Source organism: Chryseobacterium fluminis, assembly GCF_026314945.1.
Lineage (GTDB): Bacteria > Bacteroidota > Bacteroidia > Flavobacteriales > Weeksellaceae > Chryseobacterium > Chryseobacterium fluminis.
The window spans coordinates 4,596,942-4,620,644 of record NZ_CP111121.1; the positions used below are offsets into that span (position 1 = coordinate 4,596,942).

Consider the following 23,703-nt stretch of genomic DNA (forward strand, 5'->3'; position numbering starts at 1 on the left):
GCTGTTCTAATTTTATTACTAAGTATGAAAAAACTTCTACTGATGTGCATGATGGCGCTTGGGATGGGCGCGTCTGCACAAATCACTTTGGGTAGTGGCACTACGACAAGCTACTATCCTGTGTATCCTTACTACGGATACTCGTATTCTCAACAGATATTTCCAAAATCGGAAATTAATGCAAATGCGGCCGGTAATATCACCGGACTGAAATTTTATTGCGGATCTACAGTCAGCCTGACCAACTCCAGTGACTGGACGGTGTATTTGGGAACCACTGCTAAAACAAGTTTCAGTTCAAACACAGACTGGATTGCTGCTTCAGCACTCACTCAGGTTTTTACAGGAACGGTTACCAATAACGCAGGTGTGGTGGAGATTGCTTTTGCAACCCCATTCAGTTATGATAACATCAATAATCTGGTGGTTGCTGTAGATGAGAACAAATCCGGATATGACAGCGGATCTACAGGGAATTTCTATTCTTACTCGTCATCATCTAATACAAGTATCTATTATGCAAGTGATTCGACAAATCCGGATCCATTTGCTCCGCCAACGGCAACCAGCAGAACGGCAAGGAAGTCCAATGTCACTTTCCTGGGTTTACCGCCAAGTCTTCTTCCTACCTGTCCTACGGTTTCGACGCCGGCAAATAATGCAACCGGAACATCTGTAACGCCTACTGTTTCATGGGCCGCCCTATCAAACGCCACCGGTTACAGACTTTCTGTAGGTACCACTACCGGAGGAACCGACGTTATGAACAATGTAGATCTTGGAAACGTTACTTCTTACGCATTTACTTCCCCTTTATTATATGGCAAGCAGTATTTCTATACATTGCGCTCATATAATGCCAACGGGTCATCGTCAGTATGTTCTGAAATGAACTTTACCACAAGGAATATCGGATGTCCTGTCGTTTCAGCACCGGCAACCAATGCAACGGGTGTTGCTTTAACTCCTACGATTTCCTGGGGAGCAGTGACTGATGCTACAGGTTACAGAATTTCGGTAGGAACCACTGCCGGAGGTACGAATGTACTGAATAACGTAGATCTAGGAAACGTTACATCATACACATTGTCTTCACCGCTGGCCCCTGCAACGAAATATTATTACACCGTAAATGCGTATACGGCAACCAATACTTCAGCCAGTTGTACAGAAAGAAGTTTTACAACATTGTGTTCAAACATGGTAACTACGCTTCCGTGGACAGAAAATTTTGACACGCTGTCATCGATAGGTCTTGGAATTGTTCCGACATGTTGGTCTGCAGTAGGAGGCACAACAAACTGGAGCTCAATGGATGCTACTTCTACTACCCGTAATGCACCGAGATCAGCACCGAACTATATGACGATCCCGTATAGCAATACAGTTCCGAGTCAGCTTTGGACACCTGGTTTTGCTTTAACGGCGGGAACTGCTTATGAATTCTCGTTCTATTATAATACCAATGGAACTTCAAGCTCATATACAGGTTTCACAGGAGATGTTCAGGTGAATAGCACACCATCGATGAACGGAGCGGCTTCTCTCGGTTCATTTATTTCCTCGACACAAGGGACCACTGCCTACACTCAGCATAAAGTGATTTATACGCCCGTGGCTACCGGAAATTATTATTTTGCGATAAATGTATCTTCTACAGGTGCACCATGGTACTTAGGTGTTGATGACTTCAAAATGCAGATTGCTCCAACCTGTAACGAGCCTTCAACTATTACAGCGGCTAATATTACAACGTCGTCAGCTGATATTTCATGGGCTGCCCCTTCGGTCGCTCCTGCAAACGGATACGATCTTTATTACAGTACAAGCAATACGGCACCTACTTCTGTAACCTTACCTAGTTATAGTGCGATCAGCGGAACTTCCCAGCCTTTATCAGGCCTTACCGCTTCCACTCTCTATTATATTTGGGTAAGATCACGTTGCAGCAGTACTGATCAGAGTATATGGGCCGGACCTTATGTAATGACTTCATCTATTACCAATGATAACTGTGCTTCTCCGCTAGCATTAACGGTAGGAACTACTTTCGCTTCGAGTGCAGTTAATGCCTCAAATGTGGGAGCTACCAATGACGGAACGGCGAGCTGTATCACAACAGCGTCCAATATCACGAATAATGTCTGGTATTCTGTAGTGATCCCTGCAAGTGGAAATGTTGTGATAGAAACTGCGGCGGTTGCCGGATCTCCTTTTATTGATTCTGTGATGGAAGTGTATTCAGGGACTTGCGGAAGCTTTACCTCTTTAGGATGTAATGATGATATTAACGGTGCCTCAAACAGATTCTCAAGAGTTACCTTAACAGGACAGACTCCGGGATCTACCGTGTATGTAAGCGTATGGAAATTTTCCTCAAATACCAATTTAGACGGGCAGTTCCAGGTTTCTGCATATGATGCAAGCAGCCTTGCAACCAACGAGACTTCTGCGGCTAAAAATACAATCAAAGTGTATCCGAATCCTTTTGCTGACGTACTGAATATCTCAGATATCAGTAAAGTGAAATCTGCATCGGTTACAGATGTTGCAGGAAGACTGGTAAAAGCAATCGCTAATCCGGATTCTGCTCTCCATTTAGGAGAATTGAAATCAGGAATGTATTTGGTTACTTTAGAAATGAAAGACGGTAGTAAGCAGACGATTAAGGTGATCAAAAAATAAATTTAACTCATAATCATTTAAAAAATGATGAATAGCGGCTAATTTCAGCCGCTATTTTTTTTATAATATCTAAAGTTTTTTAAGAAATATTGAGAGTTTATCACTAATTTTAAGTTCACAGCAAATTTATTAATTATGACAAAATTTTTACTCTCGTGCCTGCTTACCGCAGGTATAACTTTAAATGCCCAGATAAGTCTGGGAGCAGGCAGTACTGACGTCGGCGTCGCTCCGGTAAGTACGTATTATAGTTATTCCTATGTACAGCAGATTTTTACTAAACAGGAAATCAATACGAATACAGCAGGTAATATTACAGGATTAAAGTTTTATCTGGATCCGTCATCCTCTATTGCAAGTTCTTCGGACTGGGTTGTCTATCTCGGATTAACGACCAAGACCTCATTTTCTTCAGAATCCGACTGGATTCCTGCTGCTCAGCTTACTCAGGTCTATTCAGGAAGCGTCAGCAATAATAATGGGGTAGTCGCCATCACTTTTACTGCTCCTTTTCCGTATGATAATCTGAAAAATATCGTCGTAGCTGCAGAAGAGAACTCACAGGGATACGACGGTAACGATGAAGCGATGTATGTATATCCCGGGTCTGCCAACTCCGCTATTTATTTTAGAGATGATTCTGTAGATCCTGATCCTGCAGTACCGGAAATCGGCAACCTGATAGATTATAAATCGGTAATCACTTTTGAAGGACTGGCACCAAGTCCCATTCCGGGATGTCCCGTTATCACTTTTCCGGCCAATAATACAGCTTTCACCCCTTTATCGCCAACGATTACATGGAATGCTTCTACTGGAGCTACCGGGTACAAAATTTCTATAGGAACGACGCCCGGTGGAACGGATGTGGTCAATCAGCAGGCTGTCACCACCAATAATTTTACGCCGGCTGTTCCTTTTGCACCATCTGTTAAGCATTATGTTAAAGTAGTGGCTGTAGGATCAGCAGGAGAGTCTTCAGGATGTTCAGAAAGCGTTTTTGAAACCATGCCTCCCGTACCTACGAACGATGATTGTGCAGGAGCGATCACTTTAACGGTGAATCCCGATCTCAACTGTGGATCCATAACTTCCGGCTATACCATTGGGGCTACAGATTCCGGGCAGTTACCGGATCCCTGCTATGGTGATCCTGACGATGATGTCTGGTTTAAGTTTGTAGCAACAGCAGCCACGCATAAAATATCACTCAGTAGTATTGTTTCTATCGGGACAACTGCAGATGATGAAGACACTTATTTTCAGGTATTGGGAGGTTCGTGCAGCAGCCTAAACAGCATTTTGTGCTCCGACCCGGCTTCAGGAATAGTTTCCGGCCTGACTCCCGGAGACACCTATTACATCAGAGTTTACAGTTACTATGGAAGCGGGTCGAATCAGAGTTTTGAGATCTGTGTCGGATCATTTCCGCCACCTCCTGTAAATGATACCTGTTCCGGCGCAATAACAGCTTCTGCTTTTCCGTACACTTATACTCAGTCCGACGGAGGAGGAGCCACAAACAACGGAGGATTTGTGACAACGTGCACTGACAAGATGAATGACGGAACATGGTTTACCATGGTAGGAGATGGAAATACATATGATATCAGCGTTTCGTTACCCGCAGGAAGTGAATTTGATACCCAGATCGGAGTTTATACCGGAAATTGCAGCAGCCTGGTATGTGAAGGTACTGTAGATGATGCCGGAGGCGGTGATACAGAAACCATTTCTCTTACTACCACCGCAGGAAATGTTTACTACATTAATGTAGGAAACTTCAACGATTCTATAGATGAAGCGGAAGGTACCTTTACGATTAACATCAATAATAATACATTAGGGACTTCTGAAAACTTGAAAAGTAAGGAAGATCTTATTAAAATATATCCTAATCCATTTGCCGATGTACTGAATATTACACAGTATGATGAGGTAAAATCTGTTTCTGTGACGGATATTTCGGGAAGACTCGTGAAAACACTGGGAAATCCGGGACCTGCACTATATTTAAATGAATTAAAATCAGGAATGTATATCGTAACCGTGATGATGAAAAATGGTAAAAAACAATCAGTGAAAGCAATTAAAAAATAATTCCGCAGGAATCTGACTGGTAAAAAAGGCTGTCTCTAAAATGAGACAGCCTTTTTATTTATTTATTTATTTATTTACTTATTTATTCGGAACGGGCTGTATATCTCCCGTATTCAGATTCTCGAAGACAGCCGGGAAGAATGTTACCAGTATGAAATAAATGATAACCATTAATACGATCAGTGCAAAAAGTATAACAACTAAAGTGTTGGGTCTGTTTTTCTTTTTCGGTTCCATGATGTTGTGATATTTTAATTAATAGATTGATTTGATATTTTACCTAAGCTAATTTCTTGCCACATTGTTTGCAGTACCTGGCATCATCATCAATATCTTCGTTTCCACAGCGCTCACATATTTTTTCGAGGTTTTGTCTTTTATTTCTCATTTCGGCAGTTACAATTCCGGTAGGAACAGCAATAATGGAATAACCGGCAAGCATTAAAACGACCGCAAAGAATTTTCCCATCGGAGTAATCGGAGATACGTCACCGTATCCCACAGTAGTCACCGTTACCACTGCCCAGTAAATAGACTGGGGAATCGTTTCAAATCCCGGTCTTCCTCCCTCTACCATAAACATCAGCGAACCGACAATAACGGAGAAAATGATTAAAAACAACAGGAAAATGTAGATTTTTCTGGAACTGTTTTTTAAAGCCCTCACGATGACGGTTCCGTCATTCATAAAATCCAGAAGGTTAAAAACCCTGAAAACCCGCAGCATTCTCAGCATCCTGAAAATCAGAAAATATTTGGTAACAGGAAAGAAAAAGCTCAGATAAAAAGGAACCAGGGCCAGAAAATCAATCATTCCGAAAAAACTGAATATGTAATGCTTTTTGTTTTTTAACACCGCAATTCTGCTCCAGTATTCAGCCGTGAAAAATATGGAAATAATCCACTCCAGGATAAGAAAAGTATAGTGAAATCTTTTATCGAGTTTCGGGACACTTTCCATCATAATAATGAAGGTGCTGATAAGAATCAGGGACAGTAAAATGATGTCGAATAACTTTCCGAGTTTGGTGTCGGAACGGTAAATAATGCGGTAAAGAAACCTTTTCCAAAGGACGTCTTCAGGAACAAGGTTGTGTTCTCTCTCCATTTTAATGTTTTTTTAAAATTAACAAATTATCCCTATTTTCGTGACAAACATACAGAATAAATGACAATAAGTGAAGTAATTTCAAAAATAGAAAAGCGTATTCCGCTTCAGCAGGCCGAAGATTTTGATAATGTAGGACTGTTATGTGGAGTTCCGACAAGAAATGTAAGCGGAATTCTGGTTTGCCATGATGCACTGGAAAATGTAGTAGATGAAGCCATTCATAAAAACTGCAATCTGATCGTATGTTTTCACCCTGTCATTTTTTCAGGATTGAAATCGCTGACCGGGAAAAATTATGTAGAGAGGGCTGTCCTGAAAGCGGTAGAAAATAAAGTGGCGATCTATGCCATTCATACGGCATGGGATAATGACTTTTTCGGCGTTAATGCCGGAATCTGTAATCATCTGGGACTGAAAGATCTGAAAATTCTTCAGCCTAAGAAAAGCAATTTAAAACAATTGACGGTTTATGTTCCGGAGGACTATTCTGCAGAGGTGCGGGAAGCTCTGTTTTCTGCGGGAGCCGGAAATATAGGATTTTATGATGAATGCAGCTTTACGATCAGCGGAAAAGGAACTTTCAGGCCAACGGAAGGGTCAAACCCTTTTTCCGGACAGCAGAATATCCGTGAAAATGCTGATGAAGAGATGATTTCCGTTATTTTTGAAAGCTATAAACAGAGTCAGATCATGGCTGCAGTGAAATCGGCTCATCCCTACGAAGAAGTCGCCCATCAGATTTACAGCCTGGACAATGAAAATCAGTATTCCGGATTGGGGATGTATGGGGATCTTGAAGAAGCTATGGACGAAAGAGATTTTTTGAAGTTTGTGAAACAGAAATTCGGTCTTGAAATGATAAGACATTCTGATTTTACAGATAAAAAAATTAAAAGAGTAGGCGTTTTAGGAGGTTCGGGAGCCAGCGGAATCCGGTCTGCAATTTCCAAAAAATGTGATGCTTATCTTACCGGGGATATTAAATACCATGATTTTTTTCTCGCAGAATCCAAAATGCTGATCTGTGATATCGGACATTTTGAATCAGAACAATTTGTTACTCAACAATTATTTGAAATTTTATCACAAAAATTTAGTACATTTGCAATCTCAAAATCTATTGAGAAAACAAACCCGGTAAATTATTTCATTTAAAATATGGCAAAAACCAACGATATTTCAGTTGAAGAGAAGTTAAGAGCTTTATACGATTTGCAGATCATTGATTCTAGATTGGACGAAATCCGAAATACAAGAGGAGAATTGCCAATCGAAGTAGAGGATCTTGAGATTGAAATCGAAGGTCTTGAAAAAAGAGCTGAAAAATTTCATGCTGAAATTAAAGATCAGGACGATCAGATCAAAACAAAGCATGAAGTAATTAACCATGCAAAATCTTTAATTGAAAAATACAAGTCTCAGCAGGATAGCGTAAGAAACAATAAAGAATTTGAAGCTTTAGGTAAAGAAATCGAATATCAGGAACTTGAAATCCAGCTTTCTGAGAAGAGAATCAAAGAATTCGGTGTTAAAATTGCTCACAAAAACGAAACTTTGGATGAGTTGAACTCAAAAATCAACGATCTTAAGAATCACCTGAAATTCAAGAAAGAAGAATTGGAAGGTCTTATCTCTGAAACTCAGAAAGAAGAAGATTATCTGATCGAGCAGTCTAAAGAATATGCCGGTAAAATCGACGAGAGATTATTAGCATCTTATAACAGGATCAGAACAAACTCTCCCAACGGTCTTGCTGTTGTAGGTTTGGAAAGAGGAGCTCCGAAAGGATCTTTCTTTACGATTCCGCCTCAAAAGCAGATGGAAATTGCTCAGAGAAAGAAAATCATTATCGATGAACATTCAGGAAAAATCCTTGTGGATGACGAGTTGGTAATGGAAGAAAACGAAAGAATGAAAACAGTAATTAAATTCTAATTATTGCTTTACATCAATATAAGCTGCTTCAGTACTGAAGCAGCTTTTTTGTTTTGATAGTATATTTAGTGTAAGTACCTGATTAATGTGATAGTGTCTGTTCCAATATTCATCTTAATGATATTTCCCTGAAAATCGAGGTAAGCAAAAGGCTATTTTTAGATCCCGTAGAAAGAATACATACCGTTAAATAATTTGTCTATGCTAAGCCTGCTGCTGTACTGAGGCGGAAGAATTTCCTTTCCCGGGATATCCGAATGGTCAGATATACCAATAGAAAAGTCTGATTCTGTATTGCAAAAAAAAGCTGCTTTTCATCAAAGCAGCTCATGTTTTTATGATTCGTGATGTGCATACATCTTATTGTAGAGGGACATGAATTTCTCTTTGATCGCTTTTCTCTTCAGCTTTAAAGTGGGTGTCAGGAGTCCTGCATCAATGCTCCAGACCTCTGGCGTAAGTTCTATTTTCTTTATTCTCTCCCAGTTTCCCAGATGCTCATTGATGCCGTCGATTTCCTTTTCAATTCTTTCTTTCAGTTCGGTACTCTTTGCGATTTCCTGTGGAGTAGAGCCAATATTTAAATTATTTCTCATCGCCCAGTTTTTTGCAAATTCAAAATCGGGTTGCACCAGTGCACAAGGCATTTTTTCACCATCGCCGACTACCATGATCTGTTCTATAAACTTGGAAGCTTTTGCCAGGTTTTCGATCGTTTGAGGCGCAATATATTTTCCGCCGGAAGTCTTGAACATTTCCTTTTTACGGTCGGTGATCTGTAAAAATCCTTCGCTGTCGATGTGTCCGATATCTCCGGTTTTAAAGTAGCCGTCTTCCGTGAATACCTCTTTGGTCATTTCTTCATTTTTAAAATATCCTTTGAAAACGGACGGCCCTTTTACGGTGATTTCTCCATCTTCCTGAATTTTCACGCTCAGGTTATCCAAAGGTAAGCCAACGGTTCCGGTCTTCATTTTACCAAAAGTATTAACGGAGATTACAGGTGATGTTTCTGTTAATCCATAGCCTTCCAGAATAGGAATTCCGGCATTCTGAAACATCAGATTCAACCTTGTAGACAGAGCAGCCGAACCCGACACCAGGGTAACGATCTCGCCGCCCAGCCCTTCTCTCCATTTCTTGAAGACCAGTTTATCAGCGATAATTCCCTGTAAACCGGAAGGTCCGGAAACGGTTTTCTTTTTAGAAATTAAATTGAGGGCCCAGAAAAATATTTTTGATTTTAAACCGCCCGCCGAAGATCCTGTATTATAAATCTTATCATATACTTTTTCCACAAGCCTCGGTACAACGCTCATATAGTGCGGTTTTACCTCTTTTACATTTTCGCCCATTTTTTCGATGCTCTCTGCAAAATAGATCGAAAAACCATTATACTGGAAGAGATAAAAAAGCATTCTTTCAAAAATATGGCAGATGGGTAAAAAGCTTAATACCCTTGTATCTTTATAATCCAGGCTTCTCTTTTTGGGGATTCTGGGAATGGAGCCCAGTACATTGGATACAATATTGTGGTGAGTCAGCATCACTCCTTTAGGTCTTCCCGTAGTTCCGGAAGTATAAATAATGGTCGCAAGATCTTCAGGATTTATAGCCTTTGAAAGATCTTCCACCTCAATCTGGGTAGAGTCATCTTCTCCCAAATCAAGGATTTCCTTCCAGTTAGCTGCTCCGCTTACGTGATCAAAAGTAAAAAGACCCTGTAGAGTAGGGATATTATGCTTCACCTTCATCACTTTATTGAAAAGTTCTTTGTCGGAAACAAAACAGTACTGTATTTCAGCATTCGTAAAGATAAACTCATAGTCTTCCGGTGAAATACTTGGATATACCGGTACGGAAACGACCCCTATCTGAGAAAGCCCCAGGTCCATTACGGCCCATTCCGTACGGGAATTAGTTGTAATAAGAGCAATCTTATCTCCGGGCTTTATTCCCAGTTTTAAAAGACCCCTTGATATTTTATTACCCTGATTGATAAATTCCTGGGTGGAAGTTTTTTGCCATTCCCCCTGGTATTTGGTTACAAACATATCCGTTTTGGGGTATTTCTCTAAGGCATAGTGAGGTATATCGAATAATCTTTTGATGGTCATGATTTTTTAAGTAATAGTTAAAGGATTTTAAATATAAGCATTTTTTTTAATTGATGAATCAGAAGGCGATAATTAAAAAATACTTAAATGTTTACCATAATATTTTGAATAATTCCTGTTGTAGCAACGATACTTTATAGATAATTCAGCAATTGCAATATTCCTTTGAAAAACCTTACGGTCCGTTGTTTTTACACCTTTAAGACGAAGTTGCAATTCTATTTTCAGATTTGCTCAAAAAGTGTAAATTAGCGACCATCTAATTATTAATTTTATGGACTTTAATTTATCGGAAGAACAGCTGATGATTCAGCAGGCAGCAAGGGATTTTGCGCAGAACGAACTACTACCCGAAGTTATCGAAAGAGACCGTGACCAGAAATTTCCTGCTGAACAGGTAAAGAAAATGGGCGAAATGGGACTTTTGGGAATGATGGTAGACCCTAAATACGGTGGTGCCGGAATGGATAGTGTTTCTTATGTGTTGGCAATGGAGGAGATCGCAAAAGTGGATGCGTCTGCAGCTGTTGTAATGTCTGTAAACAACTCTCTGGTATGTGCCGGTCTTGAAAAATTCGCTTCTGAAGAACAGAAAGTGAAATATCTCACCCCTTTGGCAAGCGGACAGGTGATCGGAGCTTTTGCACTTTCTGAGCCCGAAGCCGGTTCTGATGCCACTTCTCAGAAAACCACTGCAGAAGATAAGGGAGATTATTATCTTTTAAACGGAATCAAAAACTGGATCACTAACGGTGGTACTGCTACCTACTATATCGTCATTGCCCAGACAGATCCTGAGAAAAAACATAAAGGAATCAATGCGTTTATCGTTGAAAGAAGTTGGGAAGGTTTTGAAGTGGGAACAAAAGAAGATAAACTGGGAATCAGAGGAAGTGATACCCATTCTTTAATTTTCAACAACGTAAAAGTACCGAAAGAAAACAGAATCGGGGAAGACGGCTTCGGATTTAATTTTGCCATGGCAGTCTTGAACGGCGGAAGAATCGGTATTGCTTCCCAGGCATTAGGGATCGCTTCCGGAGCGTATGAACTGGCTCTGAAATATGCTAAAACAAGAAAAGCTTTTAAAACAGAAATCATCAACCACCAGGCTATTGCTTTCAAGCTGGCAGATATGGCTACTCAGATCACAGCGGCGAGAATGCTTTGCTATAAAGCGGCTACTGAAAAAGATGCCGGAAAAGATATCTCGGAAAGTGGGGCGATGGCAAAATTGTACGCTTCCCAGGTAGCCATGGATACCACTGTAGAAGCAGTACAGATCCACGGAGGATACGGGTATGTAAAAGAATATCATGTAGAAAGAATGATGCGGGATGCCAAAATCACCCAGATTTATGAAGGAACTTCTGAAATTCAGAAGATCGTGATCTCAAGAAGCATTGCGAAGTAACTGCTTACTTTATTTGAAATAGTAAAAGGCTCTCAGTATTGGGAGCCTTTTTACTTTAAAACGAACTATAAAATAATAGTATAATATATGATTTTACTTGAGATTAAAATTAGAAATAAGCGTTTTTATATCTCTGAAAATGTGATTAAAATATTATTAAAATAAAATCTACCGCCAAAATAAACTGCAGAAATTTAATGATGATCATTATCAGGCAGCTTTTTATTTCTTTTTTTATAGAAGTAGTATCCAATGCCGGCAATTAATATCAATGGCCATAACGGGAGGATGAACAGGAAAATCGAAGTGACCACTTCCCAGCCGGAAGAGAGAGCCGCCAGTGATTTTTCACCGAAGGTTTCAGGCGCTCTCTGGACTTCAGTTTTATCTGACAGTGTGATGGATATACTGCAGATCGAATTCTCTGCATACTGATTTCCGAAAACTTCTATATTTTTATTCTCAATCTCACCCATATTACTCAGATCATTCATCAGGTCATCAAAATTCCGGAGAGGGATTTTTACCTGTATTTCGTAGACTTTGTGATTATTTTCAGCGTAGGAGGAGGATGTATTTTTTGCATGCTCATTTACGGTATAAGAAAGGTTTTCACTCTTAATAAATCCGTTATTTCTTTTTACCTCTTCTTTAATTACTTCTTTTACAGTATCTGCATTGTCTGTATTAAGGGAGATAAATCCGGATTTTACCATTCTGTTTTTAGCAGCGGTAATCTCATAGTTTTCTTTTTTCTGCTGGTCTTTGTACACAATTTTGGTCTCCCTGATAATTTTCGGGGCAGGAACATGGACAATGATCTTTTCCTTCTTTTTTTCCGCAGAGTCAGTCTTTTCGGCTTTAGTTTCCAGTTTTGTCGATGAAATTTTATCGGATAGAGAATCGATGCTTTTGGAAGTGTTCTCCATTTTTTCTCTTACTTCATCTTTGACATGGTCGAATTCCTTTATTTTAATGGAGGCAGAGTCTAACGCTTCACTGGCCTGATCACTTACTTTATTTATGGTTTCGGACGCTGCTGTCGCAGTACTGTCTGCGGAATTTACCGCTTTTTCAAATTGGGACTGGGTAGTTTCCCCTTTCTTACACATAACAAAGCTGCCGGATACTGCAATCATAAGAATGAACTTTTTCATAAGATTAATTTTTTTGATGAGTTCAAAGTTAGAAGGTAAGGTCGCGGCTCTTTTGTAAATGGGCAGCATTTTTCCGGTAAATTTATAAGTTGCTTTAAATCAGTTTTTTGTAAAATATTTACAATTGTTTTACAATTTTTTTTCCTGGCATGCTGTATTTTTTTTCCCTCAACCTCATGGGGGAAGAAGATCTGGTCATTAGGAATAAATTAACCTTTTTAGCAATTTGTTGTTTAAAATATTTAGTATTACTCAGAAAAATTTATAAGTAAATAATTAATATATTTGTCATTATGATATGATAAATATTTTTTTTGTTTGTTGTTTTTGTTCTTTAGTATTACTCTTTTATTGTGTTAATTTAAAAAGTGCACGGCGTTTTAACCAACAAAATCAAAATTTAGAAAACATAGAATTTTTAGAAATCAGGAGACTTACCATCAGCAGTAATTTAAAAGAGGTAACGGTTGTTACAACCACAAAAGATATGAAAGACATTACCGAAAGCTGAACGATTCTGAATATTCTAAATCGGCCCCGATTCCGGTTTTGGAAAATGATACTGAATTTTTTTTAATAGTAAAACCACGGGAAAAACATACAGAATAATGATATTGAGATTGAAAAAGTAGAATCTGAGGGATCTGTTTTATGGGGGCATACAGAGAAATTCAAAATGACGGGTATCGAAAAAAAAGACCATCAAATCCTATTGTTATTATTAAAATTTTAAATAAACCGAAAAAAATAAAATTAAAACTTATATAGTGAATTTATGAAAAAAAATTTATTATTTCTTGCAGGCTTCCTGGCGATTTCGGGATCTGCATGGGCACAGCAGAACCAATGGACGAAAGTTTCTGAAAAAAATGTCAGGGATTTTCGTGAAGGAAATATTACAGTTTCAGAATATAAGCTTTTAAGCCTTAATAAAGACGTGCTCAGCGATCAGTTATCTGCAGCTCCGGACAGATCCAGAATATCGACAGCCAAAGGGGTACTGATAAAATTTCCTAATGATCAGGGAGCGTTTGATACCTATGAGGTTTATGAAGCGTCAACCATGAATGCCGGGCTCCAATCCAGATATTCGGATATCAGATCATATATAGGTACGAAAGCAGGAGAACCATCAAGTACCATCAGGTTTACTCTTGATCCGTATTTCGGACTGAATGCAGTCGTAAAAAATACAAAAGGGATGTATTATATCGATTCTTATTCTCAGGATAATAGGATTTACAGAGTATATGACCGTAAGAATGCATCTTCTCAAAGCAGGTTTGCCTGTCTGGTGAATGAAGATGAGATTCTTAAGCAGACATCAGGCGGAGGATTGCAGAATAAAACAGTTATTGACGGCTTATTGCGCAGATATAGGCTGGCTATCACCACAACTACGGAATATACGGCTTATATTTCCCAGCAGGCGGGAGTAGGAGGAGGAACCGATGCTCAGAAAAAAGCCACAGTGCTGGCTGCAGTGAATCTGGTTGTGGCCCGCCTCAATCAGGTTTTTGAAAATGATATCTCCGTAACCCTGCAGCTGATCGCCAACACAGATTCCCTGTTCTTCATCAATACGGACACTTTTGATGCATTGGATGCAGGTCAGATGATTGATCAGAATATTACAGTAACCAATGCCGCGATAGGAATTAATAATTATGATATCGGACATGTCTTTTTTCAGGCATCCCAGGGAAATGATAACGGATTGGCCTATACCCCTGCAGTCTGTAATAACAGCGTAAAAGCCGGTGGCGTTACAGGATCAGCGGCTCCGGTGGGAGATCCTTTTGTCATTGATTATGTTGCTCACGAAATGGGACATCAGTTCGGGGCCAATCATACCCAGAATAATGCCTGCAACAGGAATACGGCGACCTCTATAGAACCCGGAAGTGCCAGTTCAATTATGGGGTATGCCGGAATCTGTTCTCCCAATGTGCAAAGCAACAGCGATGCCTATTTTCACAGTGTAAGTATCCGGGAAATGTATCTCAGAATCACGGGAGCAGGAAACTGTGGCGTTAATACTGCTACGGGAAATAATGAGCCGACTGCCAATGCCGGACCCGACAGAACCATTCCTATCGGGACGCCGTTTGCATTAATAGGTGTAGGTTCTGATCCTGACGGTAATGCGATTACCTACAACTGGGAGCAGATCGATGCAGGCGCAGCTTTAATGCCACCGAGACCTACCAATACCATAGGACCAATGTTCCGATCGATGTGGGGTACTACCTCTCCGACACGATATTTTCCAAGATTGTCGACGATTGTCGAAGGATATGACCCTTCTGTTTTAACAGCATCAAATTACAGATCGTGGGAAAAATTACCTACCGCAGCAAGAACACTTAATTTTTCTCTGCTGGTAAGAGATAATAATCCGGTAGGCGGACAAACGGGACGGGATGATATTCAGCTTACCGTATCAGCTGCAGCAGGACCTTTTACCGTAAGTTCTCAGAACACAGCTGGAATCACGTGGACTGCCGGTCAGCAGCAGACCGTTACCTGGAATGTAGCGAATACGAATGCAGCTCCTGTCAATACGGCGAATGTGAGTATCCTGATTTCTATGGACGGTGGCCTTACATTTCCTCATACCTTGGTGGCAAGTACTCCGAATAACGGTTCCTATACATTCACCGTTCCCAATGGGCTGGGAAATTCCTCCAATGCCAGAATTATGGTTAAAGCAGTAGATAATGTATTTTTAAACGTTAATGCAGCCAACTTTACCATCAATTCCAACCTGTCTACTGGCGAAACAGGAAAAGAAAACGGGTTAAAAATCTATCCGAATCCTTCTAAAGGAATATTCACGATAGAATCGGATTCTAAAACCAATATTTCTTATACCTTATATGCAATGGACGGAAAATTGGTACATCCTAAAAAAGAAGTTTCCCGTAATGGAGGAAAAATCGTTGAAAAAGTGAATGTCTCCGATCTTCCGTCAGGAGTTTATATTATCCAGGTAGATCAGGAAGGGCAGAAGATTTCTAAAAAACTGATGATCAATAAATAGTTAGTTTAATCTGCAATAAAAGTAAAACCGTTCAATAGCACTGAACGGTTTTTTTATTATTAAATCACATATAAATTTATAATTGATCTGCTATCAGAATTCGTCTGTAATTAGCTGTTCTGAAATTCACTGATGAAATGCAGTTTCACATTCGGAAACTTTTCCTGGGTCATGTGAATGGTAAATGATGAATCTGCAAGAAATACCAGCTGATTGTATTTATCTCTTGCTAAAAATCTCTGCTTCAGTCTTGCAAACTCTTTGAACTCTTCAGATTTTTCGTCAGCTTCAATCCAGCAGGCCTTATGCATAGAAAGTGGTTCGTAGGTACACTTTGCTCCATACTCATGTTCAAGACGGTACTGGATCACCTCGTACTGAAGGGCACCTACAGTTCCGATGATTTTCCTGTTATTCATTTCAAGTGTGAAAAGCTGTGCAACACCTTCATCCATCAGCTGGTCAATGCCTTTAGCCAACTGTTTTGCTTTTAATGGATCATTATTGTTAATATATCTGAAATGCTCTGGAGAGAAACTCGGAACACCTTTGAAACTCAGTTTTTCACCACCGGTGAGTGTATCGCCGATTCTGAAGCTTCCCGTGTCATGGAGCCCCACGATATCTCCGGGGAAACTTTCGTCCACCACCTCTTTTTTATCCGCGAAAAATGCATTCGGAGAAGAGAACTTCATTTTCTTACCTTCCCGTACCAGGAGATAATTTTCATTTCTTCTAAATACCCCGGAAACAATTTTTACGAAAGCCAGACGGTCCCTGTGTTTAGGATCCATATTCGCATGAATTTTAAAAACAAACCCTGTAAAAGTACTCTCTTCAGGTTTTACCAGACGCGTGTCACTTTCCTTAGGCTGTGGCATCGGAGCAATATCGATGAAAGCATTCAGCAATTCACGGACTCCGAAATTATTTAATGCTGAACCAAAGAAAACCGGCTGCAAATCTCCTTTCATATAATCTTCACGATTAAATGCAGGATAAACAGACTGTACCAGATCAAGTTCTTCTCTCAAAGTAGCCGCTGCCTTTTCACCAATAATCTCATCGATGGTGGGATCATTGATATCATCAAACTTTATGGCTTCTCCTACTTTTTGTTTTTTTTCTTCAAGAAATAACTGGATATTGTCTTCCCATATATTATAAATTCCCTGGAAATCCGCTCCCATACCGATTGGTAAAGAAAGCGGACAAACGGTTAATCCCAATTTCTGTTCAACCTCATCCAGCAAATCAAAGGCATCCTTTCCCTCACGGTCCAGTTTATTAATGAAAACCAACATCGGAATATTTCTCATTCTGCAGACCTGAACCAGTTTTTCAGTCTGCTCTTCAACTCCTTTGGCAACATCAATCACTACGATCACAGAGTCCACAGCCGTTAACGTTCTGTAGGTGTCTTCAGCAAAATCTTTGTGACCCGGGGTATCCAGAATGTTGATTTTATGATCTCTGTATTCAAAAGCCAATACGGAAGTAGCCACAGAGATCCCTCTCTGTCTTTCAATTTCCATAAAGTCGGAGGTCGCTCCTTTTTTTATTTTATTGGATTTTACAGCACCCGCTTCCTGAATAGCCCCTCCAAAAAGCAGCAGCTTTTCCGTAAGGGTTGTTTTTCCGGCATCGGGGTGGGAAATAATTCCGAAGGTTTTTCTTTTTTCTATTTCTTTGATTAAGTCTGACATATCATATATTGAAGTTGCAAAAATCGTGAATTTTGTCGAATCCTGAAAATTTCATTTTTTATTTTAGCATAAAAGAAAAAAGTGACCGATTTTTATAAAAATCAGCCCTCTTAACTTTTGACCTTTTGAAAACGAATAGAAATCAGTGTGCTGCTGATTTTATTTTAAGCAGATAAGCCAATCCTAACCCAACAAACACCATGGCAGCACTAAAAGGGAAAATATAACTCATACCATACAGATCTGCGACACCGCCGATGAGCGGACCTGCAACACCTAAGGAAAGATCGATAAAAAGGCCGTATCCGGCCAATGCAGAACCCTGACTTGACGGCGAAACACTTTTGATGGCAACAACGCCTAAAGCGGGAAAAATCAGGGAAAATCCTAAACCGGTTACGCCGGCTCCTAAAAGTGCCATCTGGGAATTTGTTGCAAAAGCTATAATTAAAAGCCCGAGGGTCTCTACAAAAAGACAGGCAATCGCCACTTTAATCCCGCCATAATTATTGATCACATTGCTGAAAACCAATCTTCCGGCAACAAAAAGACCACCGAAAATACTGAGACACAGCGCTCCGTTATTCCAGTGAAAATAGTTGTAGTACAGCGTAATAAACGTGGAAATACTCGCAAAGCCGATTCCGCCCAATGCGAGGCAGACTCCAAAAGGCGCAACTTTTCCCAGGACCTTCCAGAAAGACTGAGCTTCCTGAGTGTGGGTATTGGTTTTATTTTCTTTGGTTTTTGCAAAAACGAAGCCCAGAATTCCTAACAGAATAGAGAGGATTCCGATGCCATAGAGACTGAATTGATGTTCAATCAGTATGCCCAGTGAAGCTCCGATGGCAAGGGCACCATAACAGGCAACCCCATTATAGGAAATGATTTTGGCCGTATGTTTTTCACCAACTGCCATAATAGCCCAATTGATCGGACTTGCACCGATCATTCCTTCTGCACAGCCTGTGAGAAGACGGGTGACAACAAGAAAACCCAGGCTGATCATGGGAGAAAGCCTGAAATAATAGGCAATTATCAAAAAAACACCTGTTAAAGAAAAACTCAGCATGCTGAATAATACCGCAGGTTTCGGCCCCTTTCCATCGATAATTTTTCCGGAATATGCCCTTAGAAAAAAAGTCGATACATATTGTAAACTGATCACGATGCCGGCAACGACGAGACTGAAGCCTAAATTTTTATTAATAAAAATAGGAAGAACAGACAGAGATAATCCTATGATGAAATATCCTACAAAAGTAAAACACACATAAGTAAGCAGGGATAAGTTAACATTCTCTGACCGTTTGACTAAACTATCCATGTTGAAAAATTAAGGCGCAAAGTTACTCCATAAAAAACAGCTTTAGCGGAAAATATACCTTAAAAAAAGCATAAAATTTAAATAAGTTCAGGTAAAGTCATCTTTAAACGAATGATATAAGTTTTTTAAACAATAAAGGATAAGCTGCAAATGGTGCAGGTAACCAGGTTTTTTATAAGTGTGATTAAGGCATATTTATTAAATACCGTAAATAAAATTCCTTCCTGCCTGCGAGGTCTGCTGATTCAGAATGAAATCTGATGGTAGTGGCACGCTAAATAAGTATTTCCGTTTTTAGTTGCCTGACGCTTTCAAAAAAATTACCTTTGTTTTCAATAAATTTTACAGCAAAGCATGGAAAACAGTAAATATCCTAAATTTACATTCACATGGATCGGCGGAGTTGTTCTGTTAGGAGGATTATTCATAGGAACGATGTTTGTTTCTTTTTTCAGTACTTTTTGGAAAGTTGTTTTCGGTGAAAACCTGTCTCTTAAAGAATGGTACCTTGCTGCTGCCAATGCCGCCGGATTTTTAACAGCCATTGCATTTTTTGATTTTTTCATTGTAAGGCCTACCACCAAGAAGAAACTGAATTTCAATTTTTCACCTACCAATTTTTATACCTATCTCCTTATTTTTCCAATGATGACGGGGATGATGTTTATTGCAGAATTTATTACTTCCCAAATCCCGACCACAGGACCTTTTTTTGGAGAATATTATGAGTTTTTTAACCGGTTAATGGAGCAGCTGACCGAAGATCCTCTCGTGATGATCATAACTGCCGTAATCATGGCCCCTGTTTTTGAAGAGATTATTTTTAGAGGAATTATTCAGAAAGGCCTCATCAATAAAGGAGTGAAACCCTGGAAAGCCATTCTTTTTTCATCGCTGATCTTTGGATTGGTGCACGGAAATCCATGGCAGCTGGTAGGAGCTGTTCTGCTGGGCTGTGTTCTGGGCCTGGTGTATTATAAAACAAAATCTCTGCTGTTACCGATGCTGCTGCATGCCTTCAATAACCTATGCTCATCGTTATTGATCACATATACTAAAAATGAAAGTTTTGCAGATGCATTTAAAATATCTGAATGGATGATATTAACTATCGGAATTATGCTTTTTTCTCTGTTCTGTTATCTGTTTATAAAGAAATACAAAGTACATTATTCTGAAATTTAATTTAACGCAAATAATGCTACAGTACCACCGTTAATACTAAGGTTGGTTTTTTGTAAAATATTTGTACAGATCTTATTAATAAAAAAATGAAATTGGATATGGAATTACTGGTGGCTACTCACAACGAGCACAAAAAAGAAGAAATACAACAGATTTTAGGAAACGGATTTACGGTAAAAAGTCTTACAGATTATAATATTCACGAAGAAATTGTGGAAGATGGCGATTCGTTTCATGCCAATGCTTTAATTAAAGCGAAATACTGTTTCGAAAAAACAGGAATTCCAAGTCTAGGAGATGATAGCGGCCTTGTTGTAGAATCTTTAGACGGAAGACCCGGAATTTTTTCAGCGCGTTATGCCGGAGATCACGATTTTGCAAAAAACATCTCAAAAGTTCTGAGTGAAATGGAAGGTGTTGAAAACAGGACGGCCTATTTTATAACGGTACTTTGTTATTATGACGAAAGCGGACCCCGGTATTTTGAGGGAAGAGTGTACGGAAATCTATTAACTGAAAATAAAGGATTCAAAGGCTTCGGCTATGATCCCATTTTTGTCCCGGATGGTTATGGAATGACATTTGCAGAAATGAATCCTGAGGATAAAAACAAAATAAGCCACAGAAAAAAAGCTCTGGATTTATTTCTGGATTTTCTGAAAGATACGGAATAATCCAGGGCTTAGCTTAAGACAGGATTGCAGTTTCAGAGTTTCGATTTCAATTGAATATCAGCCATAGCCGCAAACCTTATTCTTAACCTAAATCCTTACATTTGTCATCTATTAAACTTTCGATTTGAGTACTTATTTAACGATATTAGGATTTAATTCAGCGATTCCGACAGTTAATTCTTCACCGACTTCACAGCTGCTGGAGATGGAAGAAAGACATTTCCTTATTGATTGCGGTGAGGGAACCCAGGTGCAGCTGAGAAAAGCCAAAGCCAAATTTTCAAGAATTAATCATATTTTTATCTCACATCTTCATGGAGATCACTGTTTCGGTCTGCCGGGACTCATTGCATCTTTCAGATTGTTGGGAAGGGATACTCCGCTGCATGTGTACGGTCCGAAAGGAATTAAAAATATGCTGGAAACCATCTTTACGATCACGGAAACGCACCGTGGATTTGAAGTGGTGTATCATGAGCTGGATAAAGATTATTCCGAGAAAATTTATGAAGACAACAGGGTAGAAGTATATACCATTCCTCTGGATCACAGAATCTACTGTAACGGTTATCTCTTCAGAGAAAAACCGAAAGACAGGCATCTGAATATGAAAGAAATTTCTAAATATGATGAGATTGAAACCTGTGATTATCATCACATCAAGGCCGGAAAAGATTTTGTTTTAAGTGACGGATATGTTCTGAAAAATGAGAAGCTGACCACCAGTCCGGATCCTTCTGTATCTTACGCCTTTTGCAGTGATACCAGGTATCTGGAAAGTATTATTCCGATTATTAAAAATGTGACGGTTCTTTATCATGAATCCACATTCTTGCACGATTTAAAAGAAATGGCAGATTATACCGGTCATACCACGGCTTTAGAGGCCGCAAGAATTGCCCGGAAAGCTGAAGTGGGCAAATTAATTCTGGGACACTTTTCAAACCGGTACGGTGATTTGACCGTTTTTACAGATGAAGCCAGAACGGTCTTTCCGAATACATTTTTACCGAAGGCCCTGGAGCCCGTGAAAATTTAAATGAACATGTTAAAATTTGAAGAGCTGAAAAGCTTCCTGGACGAAAAGGCAGATCAGTACAACAGTCCGGATTTCATTGAAAATGATCCTATCCAGATTCCGCACCGTTTTTCGCTGAAGCAGGATATTGAGATTGCAGGTTTTCTTGCGGCAACCATTTCCTGGGGAAACCGTAAGTCTATTATTAATTCAGCTGAAAAAATGCTGGCGGTTATGGGAGATTCTCCTTATGATTTTGTACTGAATTATTCTGAAAATGATCTCAGAAGCATTCAGGATAAAAGCATACACCGGACATTTAACGGGGAGGATTTTGCTTATTTTATCAGGCAGTTCGGCAGAATTTACAGAGAAAATGAAAGTCTTGAAAGCCTGTTCACCGTTAATGATACAGAAACGAACTTTCAACATGCCATTGAGAGATTCCGAATCGGTTTTCTGGAAACTGAAAAGCACAGAAGCCACAAACACGTTAGTTCGCCTTATAAAAACTCTTCGGCAAAAAGAATTATGATGTTTCTTCGATGGATGGTCCGGAAGGATAAGCGCGGCGTGGATTTTGGAATCTGGGAAAATATTGATCAGAAGCACTTATCTATTCCGTTGGATGTGCATACAGGAAATATTTCCAGAAAATTAGGCCTGGTTTCCAGAACCCAGAACGACTGGAAAACGGTAGAAGCACTGGATCTTGCTATCAGAAAGCTTGATGACAAAGATCCTGCGAAATATGATTTTGCATTATTCGGAATTGGAGTGACAAAAGAATTATTATAAATCGACACGATGAAAAAGCAGGAAGAAAAAATAGAGGTCTTAGAAAAAATTGCCAACGGTATTACCTGGTGGATTGGTTCCATTCCTTCCCTTATCGCGCATACGATATTTTTTATAGTTTGCTTTGTGCTTCCCCTGTTAAAAATTGTGGAATTTGACAAGATGCTTCTTATTCTGACCACCGTTGTTTCTCTTGAAGCGATTTATCTTGCCATCTTCATTCAGATGTCAGTGAATAAAAGCCACGAAAAAATTGAAGATATCCAGGAAGATATTGAGGAGATCAGCGAAGATATTGAAGACATTCAGGAGGACATCGAAGAAATCAGTGAGGATATCGAAGAAATTAATGAAGATATTGAAGACATTCAGGAGGATATTGAGGAAATCAATGAAGAAGAAGAGGATGAAGATCACGTAGAAAGAGCAAAAAATGTGATGCTCAAGAGCAATATCAATTCGAATAAAAACGAAATAAAAGCATTAAAAGATAAGATACTGGAACTTCAGAATAAAATTGAAGAATTGAATAAAGATTAAACTTACTTTCACCAATGGATCAGGTGGTAAAGAAATACCATAATTGAGGATACAGTTCTTACTGAGCCGGATCAGAAATGAAGATCATTTCCGGAAACGGTTTAAAAGAGATTTTTCTTACAGTACCTAATTAAAAAATTTCAGCATCAGATCAATCCATACGTTGGAAATTCCAATACCTGTTAACTAAAATCAAACCGTAATACGACAAGTCCTGTCGCTGTATCCGCCTGTCTGTTATTTCAGAAGTACAATTTCGCATCGTCCATTCACACCTGAAAAATAATATAAAATATTCTCAGCATAATTAATATTTTAAACACAATAAAGGCTGTCAATCAGATAATTAGCCTCTTTTTTCATTTTGCAGCATAAAGAATTGACATTGTTTTACAATTGATTTATTTTCGTGGGCAACGATATCAATAAAAACATAACAGATGAAAAAACAATTACTCTCGTTGGCCTTTTTCACTTTCACCTTTTCATGGGCACAGACCTGGAATACGACAGGAAACGCAGGCACAACTCCCGCAGGCAATTTTATAGGAACCACTGATGATAAAGAGCTTGTTTTTAAAACGGGGAATACCGAACGCCTGAGAATTTTTAGCGGTCCTTATGTTAACGGGATTACAATAGGAAACAGAAGTGCTGTGGGAACTCCCGCCGGGGGAAGATTAGAGATCACCACCGCTTTGTGCAGTGGCTGCTCATCCCGTTGGGCAGTACCGTCTGATGTAATCATCCGGACAATGGGCAGCAGAAATATGGAATTTCACATGCCTAATAATGCCGCGGAAGCGGATCCTGCTTCTGTGAGTACCCCGGGTTCTCCCGGGATTACAGCTTGAGAATGTATACAGCAGCTGGAACGGCGAATTGTATCAGGT

At 39.5% G+C, this 23,703-nt stretch carries 18 protein-coding genes; 12 read left to right on the forward strand and 6 right to left on the reverse strand.

Features of this window, described 5'->3' with window-relative positions; genetic code table 11:
• The first annotated feature begins 24 nt into the window (after window positions 1–24).
• Window positions 25–2,685, forward strand: a complete 2,661-nt coding sequence (locus ODZ84_RS21015) for a fibronectin type III domain-containing protein (RefSeq protein ID WP_266174378.1) — start codon at window positions 25–27, stop codon at window positions 2,683–2,685.
• A 135-nt stretch (window positions 2,686–2,820) separates the two neighbouring features.
• Complete coding sequence (locus tag ODZ84_RS21020) at window positions 2,821–4,785, forward strand: T9SS type A sorting domain-containing protein (RefSeq protein ID WP_266174379.1); 1,965 nt, start codon at window positions 2,821–2,823, stop codon at window positions 4,783–4,785.
• A gap of 78 nt (window positions 4,786–4,863) precedes the next feature.
• Here the strand turns inward: ODZ84_RS21020 and ODZ84_RS21025 are convergent, their stop codons facing one another.
• Window positions 4,864–5,022: a hypothetical protein gene (locus ODZ84_RS21025; protein WP_266174380.1), complete on the reverse strand. Its 159-nt coding sequence runs from the start codon at window positions 5,020–5,022 to the stop codon at window positions 4,864–4,866.
• A gap of 43 nt (window positions 5,023–5,065) precedes the next feature.
• Window positions 5,066–5,893 carry an ion transporter gene (locus ODZ84_RS21030; RefSeq protein ID WP_266174381.1) on the reverse strand — a complete coding sequence of 276 codons (828 nt, stop codon included), beginning with the start codon at window positions 5,891–5,893 and terminating at the stop codon, window positions 5,066–5,068.
• A gap of 60 nt (window positions 5,894–5,953) precedes the next feature.
• Here ODZ84_RS21030 and ODZ84_RS21035 point away from each other — a divergent pair, with 60 nt between their 5' ends.
• The gene (locus tag ODZ84_RS21035; RefSeq protein WP_266174382.1) at window positions 5,954–7,051 is read left to right on the forward strand and encodes a Nif3-like dinuclear metal center hexameric protein; all 1,098 of its coding nucleotides are present in this window, start codon (window positions 5,954–5,956) and stop codon (window positions 7,049–7,051) included.
• A 3-nt stretch (window positions 7,052–7,054) separates the two neighbouring features.
• Entirely contained in the window at window positions 7,055–7,831 is a 777-nt protein-coding gene (locus ODZ84_RS21040) for a zinc ribbon domain-containing protein (RefSeq protein ID WP_266174383.1), read from the forward strand.
• Between the two features lie 335 nt (window positions 7,832–8,166).
• Here ODZ84_RS21040 and ODZ84_RS21045 read toward each other — a convergent pair whose 3' ends face one another.
• Window positions 8,167–9,948 carry an AMP-dependent synthetase/ligase gene (locus ODZ84_RS21045; RefSeq protein WP_266174384.1) on the reverse strand — a complete coding sequence of 594 codons (1,782 nt, stop codon included), beginning with the start codon at window positions 9,946–9,948 and terminating at the stop codon, window positions 8,167–8,169.
• Window positions 9,949–10,222: 274 nt separating this feature from the next.
• Between ODZ84_RS21045 and ODZ84_RS21050 the strand changes: the two genes are divergently transcribed.
• Window positions 10,223–11,362 carry an acyl-CoA dehydrogenase gene (locus ODZ84_RS21050; RefSeq protein ID WP_266174385.1) on the forward strand — a complete coding sequence of 380 codons (1,140 nt, stop codon included), beginning with the start codon at window positions 10,223–10,225 and terminating at the stop codon, window positions 11,360–11,362.
• A gap of 194 nt (window positions 11,363–11,556) precedes the next feature.
• Here the strand turns inward: ODZ84_RS21050 and ODZ84_RS21055 are convergent, their stop codons facing one another.
• Window positions 11,557–12,519, reverse strand: a complete 963-nt coding sequence (locus ODZ84_RS21055) for a DUF4349 domain-containing protein (protein ID WP_266174386.1) — start codon at window positions 12,517–12,519, stop codon at window positions 11,557–11,559.
• Between the two features lie 775 nt (window positions 12,520–13,294).
• On the opposite strand from ODZ84_RS21055, the gene ODZ84_RS21060 reads away from it, so the two are divergent.
• Entirely contained in the window at window positions 13,295–15,562 is a 2,268-nt protein-coding gene (locus ODZ84_RS21060; protein ID WP_266174387.1) for a zinc-dependent metalloprotease, read from the forward strand.
• 110 nt (window positions 15,563–15,672) lie between these two features.
• Here the strand turns inward: ODZ84_RS21060 and ODZ84_RS21065 are convergent, their stop codons facing one another.
• Window positions 15,673–17,268: a peptide chain release factor 3 gene (locus ODZ84_RS21065; RefSeq protein ID WP_266174388.1), complete on the reverse strand. Its 1,596-nt coding sequence runs from the start codon at window positions 17,266–17,268 to the stop codon at window positions 15,673–15,675.
• Between the two features lie 142 nt (window positions 17,269–17,410).
• Complete coding sequence (locus ODZ84_RS21070) at window positions 17,411–18,595, reverse strand: MFS transporter (protein ID WP_266174389.1); 1,185 nt, start codon at window positions 18,593–18,595, stop codon at window positions 17,411–17,413.
• A 354-nt stretch (window positions 18,596–18,949) separates the two neighbouring features.
• Between ODZ84_RS21070 and ODZ84_RS21075 the strand changes: the two genes are divergently transcribed.
• From ODZ84_RS21075 to ODZ84_RS21100, 6 genes are all read left to right on the forward strand, one after another.
• A complete protein-coding gene (locus ODZ84_RS21075; RefSeq protein ID WP_266174390.1) occupies window positions 18,950–19,780 on the forward strand; it encodes a CPBP family intramembrane glutamic endopeptidase in 831 nt (276 codons plus the stop codon).
• A gap of 86 nt (window positions 19,781–19,866) precedes the next feature.
• Window positions 19,867–20,454: an RdgB/HAM1 family non-canonical purine NTP pyrophosphatase gene (gene rdgB, locus ODZ84_RS21080; RefSeq protein ID WP_323136804.1), complete on the forward strand. Its 588-nt coding sequence runs from the start codon at window positions 19,867–19,869 to the stop codon at window positions 20,452–20,454.
• A 124-nt stretch (window positions 20,455–20,578) separates the two neighbouring features.
• Window positions 20,579–21,493, forward strand: coding sequence for a ribonuclease Z (locus ODZ84_RS21085; protein ID WP_266174391.1), 915 nt, complete (start codon window positions 20,579–20,581; stop codon window positions 21,491–21,493).
• A 6-nt stretch (window positions 21,494–21,499) separates the two neighbouring features.
• Window positions 21,500–22,270, forward strand: a complete 771-nt coding sequence (locus ODZ84_RS21090) for a TIGR02757 family protein (protein WP_266174392.1) — start codon at window positions 21,500–21,502, stop codon at window positions 22,268–22,270.
• A 9-nt stretch (window positions 22,271–22,279) separates the two neighbouring features.
• Entirely contained in the window at window positions 22,280–22,810 is a 531-nt protein-coding gene (locus tag ODZ84_RS21095) for a DUF1003 domain-containing protein (protein WP_266174393.1), read from the forward strand.
• A gap of 440 nt (window positions 22,811–23,250) precedes the next feature.
• Entirely contained in the window at window positions 23,251–23,664 is a 414-nt protein-coding gene (locus tag ODZ84_RS21100) for a hypothetical protein (RefSeq protein WP_266174394.1), read from the forward strand.
• Window positions 23,665–23,703 lie beyond the last annotated feature (39 nt).